11 protein-coding genes are annotated in these 11,136 nt (G+C 69.1%); 4 read left to right on the plus strand and 7 right to left on the minus strand.

Annotated features, from left to right (window positions below; genetic code table 11):
* A partial coding sequence (locus tag TR50_RS47470) for a hypothetical protein (RefSeq protein WP_042435551.1) occupies positions 1 to 805 on the plus strand: 805 nt, incomplete at its 5' end.
* Between the two features lie 320 nt (positions 806 to 1,125).
* On the plus strand, positions 1,126 to 2,568 hold the full coding sequence (locus TR50_RS41420; RefSeq protein WP_042435553.1) for a helix-turn-helix domain-containing protein: 1,443 nt from the start codon (positions 1,126 to 1,128) through the stop codon (positions 2,566 to 2,568).
* Between the two features lie 28 nt (positions 2,569 to 2,596).
* On the opposite strand, the gene TR50_RS41425 is transcribed toward TR50_RS41420, so the two are convergent.
* The 5 genes from TR50_RS41425 to TR50_RS43460 form a co-directional block, all read right to left on the minus strand.
* Positions 2,597 to 3,541, minus strand: coding sequence for a hypothetical protein (locus TR50_RS41425; protein WP_152648932.1), 945 nt, complete (start codon positions 3,539 to 3,541; stop codon positions 2,597 to 2,599).
* A gap of 163 nt (positions 3,542 to 3,704) precedes the next feature.
* Positions 3,705 to 4,073, minus strand: coding sequence for a hypothetical protein (locus TR50_RS46390; protein WP_152648933.1), 369 nt, complete (start codon positions 4,071 to 4,073; stop codon positions 3,705 to 3,707).
* A gap of 370 nt (positions 4,074 to 4,443) precedes the next feature.
* Positions 4,444 to 5,667 (minus strand): hypothetical protein, encoded by a 1,224-nt coding sequence (locus TR50_RS41435; RefSeq protein ID WP_042435560.1) that lies wholly within the window; start codon positions 5,665 to 5,667, stop codon positions 4,444 to 4,446.
* Positions 5,668 to 5,868: 201 nt separating this feature from the next.
* On the minus strand, positions 5,869 to 6,351 hold the full coding sequence (locus TR50_RS41440) for a hypothetical protein (protein ID WP_042435564.1): 483 nt from the start codon (positions 6,349 to 6,351) through the stop codon (positions 5,869 to 5,871).
* A 3-nt stretch (positions 6,352 to 6,354) separates the two neighbouring features.
* Positions 6,355 to 7,764 carry a 3'-5' exonuclease gene (locus TR50_RS43460; protein ID WP_160311286.1) on the minus strand — a complete coding sequence of 470 codons (1,410 nt, stop codon included), beginning with the start codon at positions 7,762 to 7,764 and terminating at the stop codon, positions 6,355 to 6,357.
* Between the two features lie 334 nt (positions 7,765 to 8,098).
* Here TR50_RS43460 and TR50_RS41450 point away from each other — a divergent pair, with 334 nt between their 5' ends.
* Together TR50_RS41450 and TR50_RS41455 are read left to right on the plus strand one after the other, a co-directional pair.
* The gene (locus TR50_RS41450; RefSeq protein WP_042435567.1) at positions 8,099 to 8,335 is read left to right on the plus strand and encodes a hypothetical protein; all 237 of its coding nucleotides are present in this window, start codon (positions 8,099 to 8,101) and stop codon (positions 8,333 to 8,335) included.
* Positions 8,336 to 8,503: 168 nt separating this feature from the next.
* Positions 8,504 to 9,136, plus strand: a complete 633-nt coding sequence (locus tag TR50_RS41455; protein WP_152648934.1) for a GIY-YIG nuclease family protein — start codon at positions 8,504 to 8,506, stop codon at positions 9,134 to 9,136.
* A 107-nt stretch (positions 9,137 to 9,243) separates the two neighbouring features.
* On the opposite strand, the gene TR50_RS41460 is transcribed toward TR50_RS41455, so the two are convergent.
* Together TR50_RS41460 and TR50_RS41465 are read right to left on the minus strand one after the other, a co-directional pair.
* Entirely contained in the window at positions 9,244 to 9,723 is a 480-nt protein-coding gene (locus TR50_RS41460; protein WP_052441893.1) for a hypothetical protein, read from the minus strand.
* Positions 9,720 to 10,394, minus strand: coding sequence for a helix-turn-helix domain-containing protein (locus tag TR50_RS41465; protein WP_042435573.1), 675 nt, complete (start codon positions 10,392 to 10,394; stop codon positions 9,720 to 9,722). The genes TR50_RS41460 and TR50_RS41465 overlap by 4 nt, the downstream gene beginning before the upstream one ends.
* Positions 10,395 to 11,136: the final 742 nt, after the last annotated feature.

An 11,136-nucleotide genomic window follows, 5' to 3' on the forward strand; every position in this document is an offset into this window, starting at 1 on the left:
AGACCCGCATGACGTCGACGTCGCCCTCCGGATCGAGCGGGACGAGCGCCTGGTTCAGGAGATCGTCAGTGCGATCATGTCCGGCGGGAATCCCTTCGCCCCCGTACGACGTGCGCTCGCCGGCACCTCGCGGGGACTGCAGTTCCAGTACGAGGACCAGGCGCGCGAACAGCTCGTTGCCGAGGGCACGGTCATGGTGCCGCTGTGGCGGCGCGGAGACACCCTTGAAGACGCTCGGGCTGTCTTGCACGGCATCGCCGAAGACCCCGCGGCGGGCCGCGCGGAGCGCCACGACATGATCGAGGCGTTCACCGGCCTGGACCGCTACATCCCGCGTCAGGTACGCGCGGAGCTGATCGAATGGCAGAACGAGGGCCTGATCAGCATCAGCCAGGTTCAGCTGCCCGACGCGCCGGACGACAGCGAGCTCCTCGCCACCCCCGAGATGCGCTGGGCCGTCAACCGCCGCTGGCAGACAGACAGTCCGCTTCGACGTGCTGCACTGGCAGGACTGACCTACCTTGCCCAGGGCGGAGCCGATCTCGACCTGGTCGATCTGGCCGGGCAGCGGCTCCCCACCCCAGGGCGCAGGGCCGGACGGCAAGTCGATGCCGAGTGGCGGGTCAACTGGAAGTGGAGCGGCTACCGGGCCATCCCGAGGGTCGTGCCAGACGGAGGGGCCTGGCTGGAGATCATCCACCCCACTCGGACCCGCCCTCTCACCGGCCTGCTCATCGAATCCGCCGGTACGCCCGGTCCAGGACCGCTCCGAAGTGAGCGCAACCTCGCTCACCCGCCGCTGTAGCGCACGGTGATCCAAGGGGTCCTCAACCGGTACGCCCTGGGCGAGGCCTCGCGCGACGGAGAACGACCCGAGCAGGACGTGCATCGCGTCAGCCGACCGGGGGCTTCGATCGTCGCCGTGCTGCGGCGGGCCGACATCGTTGCCCGCTTCACCCTCAGACATGGCCCTGTACAGCACTGCGGCACCGCGGTTCACCCCCGATGCCCAGTCAAGTACCAGGCATGGAAGGGAAAGCAGGTGCGCCGGGTAGCCTTGCAGCGGTGATTCCATAGTGGCATGGTGTCATTCCATAATGGAATGTTGATGATGCGGAGGGGATCATGGCGCACTACCCGAATCCGTTCGCCGCGCTGCGGGCAGGATGGCTGATCGCTCGCGCGCGCAAAGCCACTCCGGGCCTGAGCCAGGCAGCGCTGGCCGAAGAACTCGGCATCGGCCAGGGCACGTTGAGCAAGTACGAGAGCGGCGCGCGCGAGCCGTCCTTCGCGGATCTGCAGCGCATCATCGCCCGCACCGACTTCCGGCTCGAGGTCCAGCTGCGACCGGAGTCCCAGCACCCCGACCCGATCCGGCAGCTCACCGCCAACTCTGCCGAGTTCACCCCCTTCGCGACCTCCGACCTGAGCCTGCGCCAGCGCATGCCGGCACAGCTGACGCCGCCCCACGGCCGACTTGCCGCCTCGATCGCGGACGGCCCGCTCGTGGAGGAAGCCCTGCTGCACCTCTACGAGATCCGGCAGCTCGCGCGAGCAGCCCGCCTGCCCGAGGCACGGCTGCAGGAGACCTACGCCCAGTGGCACAGCGAACGGGACCGAGATCTGATCCACCAGTTCCTCTCCGTCGGTGCTGGCGCAGGACAGGCGTCTGCGAGGCTCGCCCGCCAGATCGACGCCGGGACTGCGCGCCCGGGCCGCGGCCGCACGAAGGCCGGCCAGGGCGACCAGCGGATCCCCCGGTTGGTGTGGGCGCACATCGTGTGTTGTCTGCGTGCTGAGGAGATGATCTGCCGCGAGCGGGTCTCCTGGTTGCGCCACGCGCTCGACCTCGCCGCTGCACGCCGCGGCGCCCGGGCCCACGTCGAGAACGCCGAGCGTATGGCCCGTATCCGCCGGGAGCACTTCGGGGAGGACGCGGAAGCCGGCACCGATCTGGCCGACGCTCAGGCGGAGCTGGAGACCGCGATCCAGCGCTGCTGCGACGTCAGCATGCACACCGGCGGGGAATCGGTCGGGATGGCGGGCGAGCGCTACCTGGCTGTCGAGCTGACCACGCTGGCTGACCGCGCCCGGCATTTGTACGAGCAGTTCGCTCAGGAACCCGCGTTCAAGGCCTGGTGTGCCGAGCACAGCGACCTCGACCCGCTGTACCACGCCTGGCTCGACGGTCCGCTCAGCGACTTCCTCGCCCCGCCTCCGCTCTACACCGCGCTCGACGACCTCACCGGCTTCCTCTACCAGCTGCCGAAGCCGGCCCGAGGCAACGAACCGTTCGGGCCCGCCGAACGCACGGTCTACGACCACCTCGACCGCGCCTGGCAGCTTGTCGTCCCCGCCCATGACCCGAAGACCAACGACAAAGCCGGCATGGCCCGCCCGCGCGCAGCCGTTCTCGCGCTGGCCACCCGCGAGGCAGGGACCCCTGCTGTTTCTCCGGCCGCCTACGTACTCGCCCACGAGGCTGACCGCGCCAAGGCCCTGGATGTGATCGCCGCGCTGCCGGGCACCGATCTGACCGGCGCGGCAGCCGCCCTGCGCACCCTGTAACCACGCCATACTGCACCGCCGCCGCAGCTCAGGGAGACTCCGCGTGCGGAGCGCGGTCCTCACCGAGCTGCGCCAGAGAAACGGTCGAACTGGCCATGCTGACGGAGAGCGTCCCCTTCTCCCGGCCGTCCGCGTTCATCGCTGTCGCCTCCCATTCGATGAGGCACGGCCCACCTTCGGGGCCGAGCGGCACCAGATGGACGACCGGGAGATCGGCGCCTCCGCCCGGCCGCAGATCGAGGCCCGGAAAGACAACCCGGATTTCGCCGCCGTCGATGCTGACCCGTGCCCGGCGGCGGGGGACCGCAGGAAGGACGGCGTAGGGCACCAGACCACGGTCGAGGCTGATCGCGTCCCACCACCCGCCCGAGACCCTGGGGGCGCGCCACGGGCGCATGTCAGGCAGCTTCGGCCACGATCCGATCGGTTCGAGAGACCGGGCATTGTGGACCGTGACGATGACCTCCACGTCGCGGAAGACCGTCTCGGTGTTGTTGACCACGGACAGACGCAGCCAGTTCCCCGGGTTGCGCAGCAAGAGGAAGTCGGTGCGCTGAGTCAACACTTCCCGGCACGATGCGAGGTGCCTTTCCAACTCGGCGTCGAACTGCGCTTCTGTGCGCTGGTCTTCCGGCCCCGTAATCCCCGCTTGGGCGAGTGACTGGAGCACGGCGCTCACGGCCTTCGCCTGGGTCTCGAGGAGGTCCCGGTAAGGTGCCATGAGATCAGGCTCGCCGGGGGGAGCGGCAGGCTTTGGCTCCGGACGCGCCAGGCGTGCCCGCTCTGCGTCCACCCGTGCGTCGATCTCCGGGCCGGTGACCGGTTCCCCTTCAAGCAGCTCAATGTTGGCAACCACGCTCACGTTCAAGCGCGGAACGGGAAACGCCTCCACGCTGACCCTGGAGTGGGGCCCCAGCGCGTTGAGCTTGACGTCGCCTCCAGCCGCGACGGCATTGGCTCCTTTGGCGCTCACGGTGGCGGGCCCCGCCTGCTGAACAGCTCCCGGCCCTGGCTCTGCGGGCGCACCCTGTTCCGCGGGTCGCACAGGGGCTGTGCCAGCATCGGGCTGCTTGACGGTGTCAGCCGGAGTCATCGTGCTGCGGCCAAGGATTCGTGCCCACCAAGATGTCACGGGGTCAGCTCGCCTCGCCGCTGCTGCCGGTGGCGTTGCCGCTGATGTCCTGGCCGGCGGCCATCGCACCGTCCCCGCGCGCCTCGACTGCCAACTGCTCACCGTCTGCCGCAGCCGGCTCCGGCATCGGGACGGCCTGGCCGGTCACCTTGGAACCCTGGCCGGTGGCATTGCCGGTGATGTTGCGGCCGGCCGCCATCGCTCCCCGCCCACGGGCCGCTACACGACGACTGCCCGCGCCCTCGCCGCTGTCACGACGGAGGGCGACGACCGCGACAACGAGAAGGAGCAACGTTCCAACGGCGATGACATCCGAGGACACCACCCCGAACGTGCTCGCGTCCACGACGAAGGGCAGCACCACCAAGGCCACACTGGCCACCCCGCTCGCGACTGCGGTGCCTACCCAGAACTTCCGCGACACATCCCATCCGATCTGACACCGACTGCCCCACGAGCCCGTGTTCGGGCTGACCAGGACACTACCGCGCGCCACCGACTTCGTCGCCCGGCTGCCGGGCTGGCGCCCTTTTCAGGGGCACGGCCATGTGAGGTCGTCCGCTCAGCCCCTGCCCGTTCGCTCGGGTTCCTCGCGCCCTCCCGGACGGCCTACCGCCGCGACGCTCGCGCTCAGTCTCCGCCCGTTGGACAAGACAAGGCGGCGACCATCCGGGCAAGCAGGCTGGCCACCATGGCGTTGAGCGTGGTCGCCTCGCGGCCCCCACCGCGGTGCTGGAGGCCGGTCAGACCAACTGCTGATCGCGCCATCGGGCGAACAGCAGCCATTGCTGCACGTCGTCGGGCGCCAGGGTGCCGTCGGCCACCAGGTCGGCGAACAGCGCCAGGCCCTCCTCGTCTCTGCGTAGCAGGATGAGCCGGGCGAGCTGGAACACGCGGGGGAGCTTGTCTGCTCCCCAGGCGTCCACCTCGGCGTGGACCGCGCCAGGTCCGAGTCGGACATCCCGGGCCAGCCAGGCGTTGACCCGCTGACGCTCCTTCTCCTCCTGGTCCTCACTGAGGGCCCCAGCCAGGTGGTAGTACCCCTCCGCCCGCAGCAGGGCGCCCGCGTCGACCGCGGCAAAGCCGAACTCGGCCGCCGACCCGGCCAGCATCTCGCTAAAGTTGTCCACCTTGGCCCTGAGCAGGCCCATGGTCATCCCGATCGTCAACAACTCAACCCGGTCGATCGCGTCGCGCAGGTACTGCGCGTCCAGGTCGAGCAGCGAACCGATCTCCGGCGCAGGAGCTGGCGCCCGCTTCGCGTACCGCGCATCAACAACCCCGCGCCGGTGCACGAACAGGTTGCGCCGCGCGAACACCTCGTCCAGCTGCGCCCACTCCATCACCAGATCCTTGATCGGCGCACCGCAGGATTCGATCTCCTGCCGCCACTTCTCCAGCGAGCCCCCGGTCCCGAGACGCTTGTGCACTTCGTCGTCCAGGCCCGGGTCCAAGAGGCTCGGCCACCCGCCCCCGTCGAAGAAGTGCCGGCGCAGCACGTTCGCGACGATCTGCTCCGCCTCGCTGCAGATCGCGGACAAGATCGCTGGGAAGACGCGAGGCCGGCGCGGCCGACGAGCCACAGCCTTCAGGAAGGAATGCAGGTAGGCGGTCCCGCCCGGGGCCCGAACCGATTGCTGCGCCAGGCCTGTCAGGCGTTGCGCAACTTCCGGGAAGGACCCGGACGGCAGGAGCCTCATCGCGGCCGCAATCGGATCGCGCTCGAAGCTGGCGAGGTCCGCCTCCGCAAGGTCCAGGGCGTCCAGGGCGTCCGTCTGCTCCTGCTCGAACTTGGCCAAGAACGCCTCCAGGCCCTCGCGCATACCCGGGATGGCGGGGGCTGTCGTGGCTTGCGCAGCCAGGTCACCGGCCGGCATGCCGTCGACGCGCTCAGCGTGCTGCTCGGCGAGCTCGACCAGTTCGCGCAGCCCTTCGGCGGAGTCCCATGCGCTGCTGATCTGCATCATCAACGGCCGCGTCGGTGGTGTCCGCGGCGGCATTTCACCCTTGTCTGCGCGCCAACTCGTGGGTCGTCAAGCCTCCTTCCAGAAACCCCTGCTGACGCTTCATGGGCGTGCTGGGACTGCGCACCCTTCCGGAGCGAGTAAGCACGTGATGCCGATCTCCGTCCTGAAGCAGGGCCGGGCCGCTCGGCGGCCGGGCCCTGCTCAGTGGCGGTTCGCCTGCCGAGCTGTGGCCCACTGGCGTCGGCCGGTGTAGTCACCAAGGTCTGTCGCCGATGTGGGCTGCGGTGCTGGGGTGAGCGACTGGTCGGTGCAGCGGGTGAGCTGAAGGTCGCGCACGCCGCATTCCGGGCCGCGGTCGAAGGCCACCACGTAGGGGTATGGGGTCGGGTAGCGGCGGACCCGGGTGATGACGCCGAGGGTGCCGGCCGGGACGTGGGCGTAGACGCGCGCGTTTTCTTCCCAGTACTCCTCGTCGGCCAGCTCCTCGTCGATCCAGGAGGCGTGCACCGGCTCCAGCAGCTGCACCCGGTCGCCTTCGTTCAGGTTCAGGTGGCTGGTGCGGACTTGAGCTTGGTAGCGAAGCAGCTGCTCGACGGCCTTCTCGCGGTCGACCGGATCGGTGAGCGTCCAGGGTTCCAGGATCAGGATCGCGGGGGCATCCGGGGCGTCGGGAGTGTCGGGCATGGGTCAAGCCCTATCACGCGGTAGGGCGCGCGGGCGTGCCTTCTGGCCGGGCGCGAAGGCGGTGCCGCGGCCCTTGGCCATCGTCTGAAGCACCGTCCGCGCGGACTCGCAGTCCCCAAGCGCCCGGTGCCCGCCGCCGAGCGGGAGCCAGCGGTTGGACCCGAGCCAGTCGGCGTAGGCGTTCATGAGGCAGAACCAGTTCTCGCGAGGCTCGAGGTGCAGCGGCTTCTTCCCGGCCCGGTGGGTGTCGCCGAGGATGATCGTGCGGTCGAACGCGACGTTGTAGGCGCAGATGATCCGGTCGCGGGTGTGCTTGCGGACTCGCGGGAGTACGGCCTCCCAGGGCTTCGCCGTGGCGACGTCGGCGTCGCTGATGCCGTGGACCCAGTAGGCGCCGTGGGAGATGCGCTCGGTGGGTTTCACGAGCGTGTCCAGGCGCTTCCTCCCGGTGGCCGCGTCGATGATCGCGATCTCGATGGTCTGCCCGTCCAAGGACGTGGTCTCGGTGTCGACGATGACCGCGACGTCGGGCTCCAGCAGGCGCCGGGCCGAACGCGTGATCCTTCCCCACTCCGGGGACAGGGTGATCTCTGGCGCGTAGCCGGCGGCCGCCGGATCGTCGGCAAGCTCCTGGGCGACCTGCTTGCGGGTCGGAGCGCCGCCCACCCGCTCCCAGTCCACCTCCCACCCGCCGCTGTAAGGGGAGCACCAGGCCCACACCTCCACACCGTGCCGGTCCGCGATCCCCTGGCAGAACCCCTTGATGGCCGCGGCCCGGGTGGGGGCCAGGCGCGCGTACTCGCGCAGCGGGGAGGCGGCACCCTTGGGCAGCCCCCGCACCGCTTCCCAGTCAACGCCGGGCATCTCGCGCAGCGCCCTGACGTCACCCAGGCGGAACAGGGCGACGGTGACGGTGCGCTCCCGGCCCACCGGCTGCTCGTAGGTGGCCACCGGGGCCGCCCAGCCGGCCGCCTCGACGTACTTCCAGTCGGCGGGACGGATCTCCAGCACGTCGGCTGCGGCCTGCGCGGTGATGTACTGCTCGCCGTCGGCTTCGGCGGCGAGCCGGTCCAGGTCCTCGACGAGGTACCGGTCCAGCGCGCCGACGGTGATCCGGCCTTCGCGGCCCATCCGGTCGATGTCACGCCAGTGCCAGCCAATTCGTTCGGCCGCCTGGTCCCGCGTCAGGCTCGCCTGCATCCAGGCCACGCGCTCGTCCACGATCCTGCGCAGCAGCTCGGCGTCGACGGTTAGCGCGTCGGCCGTGAGATACATCGGCCAGCCCTTGTACTCGTCCTTCGCCACCAAGTACCCGTCCGCGACGAGCCGCTGGATGTCGTCGCTGGTCACCGGAAGCTCGGTGCGCTCAGCAAGCAGGGCCGCGATCCGGCGCGCCCCGAGCGCTTCTGGCACGGCGGTCTCCTGCTGCGTCGCGGCTACGGCCGTCTCCAACATCGACACGCCTCCAGGTCACGGGCTTCTCGTGCGGTGACCGTCAGCATGGCACCCACCACTGTCAGCCACTGCCCTACCAGGTGCCGTCTCGCTAGATCGGAGGGGTTCCCAGCCGGAGGAGGTGACGCCGCTTGCGCAGGCTGGCGCGTGACGGCCGGCGGGGGAGTGGCAGCGGAGATCGTCATCAGGCTGTCAGCCGATTAGGGGTACGTGCTGCTGGTGGAGGAGAATCGCACCTGCCCTGAGCGCTGTCCCGATGGCGCCTCACAGCTTTTCCAATAGGAGGCATACGGTGCACGTTTCCCCCGAACCGATCACGACACGGGAAGAAGCGGCCCAGGAACGGGAGAAGCTGCTCGACTTCTTCGCACGGGGGTTTCACTGCACCATTGCCCACGGCGCGTTGGGCGACGGGGGCGAGCCGAGCGAGGAAGCGCTCACGAAAGCCAAGGCGATTGCTGACGACTACCTGGCCGCCTACGAAGAGTGGTTGGTAGGGCTCGCGGCACGCACTGCTGAAAAGGACTGACACGAGCGACCGAATGACCAGGTCGTTCTCAGGCCGACCATCAGTGTCGAAGGGTGTGCCTAAGCTGTCCTCCTCGGCTGCCCCGGGAACGCTGCTCGCCCCTAGATACCGGGGCGAGCAGCTCGTCGGTTCGGTGACTTGTCAGACCAAGGCGGTTCAATCGGCAGTGTGCTCACACTGATCACCACCAGGCCGCCGGGCCAACGCCCCAGCTTCCCGCGTCTGCTCCGCGATCAGGGCGTACCCGCAGTGGCGGCCTCCGGCGTCGGCTACGTCTACGTGATCGGCTTCGACGGTCCGGACGGCTACGTGAAGGTCGGGTCGACTACCGCGCCGCGAACGCGGTTGGAGACACACTTCTACGAGGGCACCGCCCAGTGGCTGGAGCTCACGGGCTACTGGCTCTCTCCCGCCCACCCGGATTTCCGGTTGGTCGAGAAGCGGGCCCTAGCAGATTGCCGGTCGCTCTCCCCTTCGCGAACTCCACGCGGGGAGTACTTCACCGGCCTCTCCTTCCAGCAGGCGCGCAAGGTGACCGCGGACGCCGCCCACCGGCACGCGGGAGACCCGTGGGAGACTGCCAGCCGCTGCGCTGCGGCCGGGCAGGACGAGACCCTGCCGCGATACGTGCGAGTGCGAGTCGACCCGGGCAGCGCCGGCACGCCGTCGCCCTACGAGGACCTGCTTCACCGGCAGGAGCGCTTCGTCGGCGGTAGCGCGCGCACCCGGTTCCTGCACCGCCATCCCTGGAGGCCGGGAGCGTCCGGGCAACTACTCCGGCCAGCCGAATGGGTCACCTGAGGGAAGGTGGCCGGGCTGAGCGGCGCAGCGGTACAGTGTCCACGAAATCCAGACACGTTGGAGGCCCCCGGAAACGGGGGCCTCCACGGTTTGCGCGGGCGCAGCGGCTAGTCGACCGACTTGAGCCGACGTTCGGACAGCTGGGTCACCGTGGCCCGGCGGGGGCGTTGGCTCTTGCGGGCCTCGTGCTCGGCGATCCGGCGCTGGTAGCGCTCTTCGAAGTCAGCGACGTCGAGCCGCTGCTCCCGGGACAGGGCCTTGACTGCCGCGCGTTGGTCGCGTGGGTTCTCGTAGGCGCTGAGCATCGGGTTGAGCTGGTAGATGCCCCGCTGGACGGGCGTCAGCAAGTTTGCGAACTGCAGGTGCTGGATCGCTCGGCTGACCTGGGTGCGCTCAAGCCCGAGGTCATCGCTGAGGGCGGTCTGCGTCCAGACGCAGCGCCCTCCCGGCTCCTGTGTTCCGAGGAGGTGGAACAGCACTTGCAGGGCAGCTCCGGGCATCCGGGGGATGTACTGGAAGACGTTGAAGCTGCCCCAGGTAATGGGCGCGGGGGCGTGCTCGGCGGCAGCAGCAGTCATGGCGGTCACGCCTCCTCGGCTTGTGCGTTCTTGCTCCGCCCTCGCCGCGGCCGTGCCAGTGGGGGCTCGGGGAGGTCGGGTTCGGGCAACATCAGTTGGATGAAACTCTCAGGCACGTCGCCCATCTGGCGCAACTCCTCCATGAGCGCCCGTTGGTCGACGCGCAGGCCCTTCCGTGGCGTCCGGAACCCGGGCACGGGCTCGACGGCAACGGTTCCGCCCCGCAGTGCCGCTGCCGGGTTCAGGCGGTAGACGCCGCGCTGCTGGCGCCACACGACGCCCAGTTCCCCGAGCTTCACCATGAAACGGTTGACGTGCTGCCGGGAGACTTCCAGCTCGTCGGCGAGCTGCTGCTGCGTGAGCTTGATGGTGCCGCCGACTTCCTGGCTGCCGATCAGGTACACGAGGATCAGCAGCCCCACCAGGTCGTGGCGGAAGTACCGGCAGCTCCAGCGCAGGAAGGCGAGCGAGTCCATGCTGAAGAGCCCGCCGATGAACTCGCCGGACGCCGGCGGCATGTCCACGAAGGCGGTCGCGCCGGGAGGCAGCTCAATAACCTCGTGGCCGGTATGCAGAGCGCCCGGAGCGTCGTAGGGGCTCGGCGCGACGCGGCGACGTCGGCCTGGTGGCGCGGCCGACCCTTTGTCAGGTGTCGGGTTTGGTAGCGGTTGTGCTGCCATGGGAGGGAAGGTGCTCCTTACGTCGAAATCCAGACGGGAGCAGCCTAGCGAGTGTGCAGATGCACCACAGTCCGTGTGCCCTATTCCCACACTCGGCGTGTCGAGTGTCGCCTGGGAGGTTCGTTTCTCCGACCCCTGGCGATGATGACGTCGGCCTCCGAATCGAACCACCGGAAACGTCGAAGCACACGGGTGTGCATATATCCCACACTCTGGGCGCGCTTAGCACGCGCGTGTAGATAGATGACGGCTACATCTGTCGTCTCGCGCGGACGTTACTCGCCAGTAAACAAGGCTCTGACCTGCGGTTTTTCGAGCGCTCCAACCCTATCTATATCGCGCGTGCGCGCGCGTTCTACACCTCACCTGATTGCCAATCAAGGCGCACCGCCGCTGGCCAAGGCGGACAGCGACTAGGAGGGAGCCTCCCGGCATCGCCCTCCGGGCGATCGGCCGTGGCGCGCCTGGTCTGCGCGCGCGTCAAGTACCGCTCCAGGGCAATCGTCAAGGCCGTTCTCGCGAAGGCTAGGTCAGCGGCCGGCTTCGCCGGGCGCGCATTCTGCGCGGGGGCTCCTCCGGCCCCGCCCCCGCGCCTCTGACCGACGTGTAGGCCCGTCAGGGCCTGCTGGGTTTTCCTCATCTCGTGTTCAACTCGGCGTTGCGCCTGGTCAGTTGGGGTGTGGGGGCTGTTTCTTGGTCTGACAACCCCCTTTTTGCGTGCCCTGTACCCCTTGTGTGTGTT

Origin of the sequence: Streptacidiphilus anmyonensis (genome assembly GCF_000787855.1) — a bacterium.
Classification (GTDB): Bacteria; Actinomycetota; Actinomycetes; order Streptomycetales; family Streptomycetaceae; genus Streptacidiphilus; species Streptacidiphilus anmyonensis.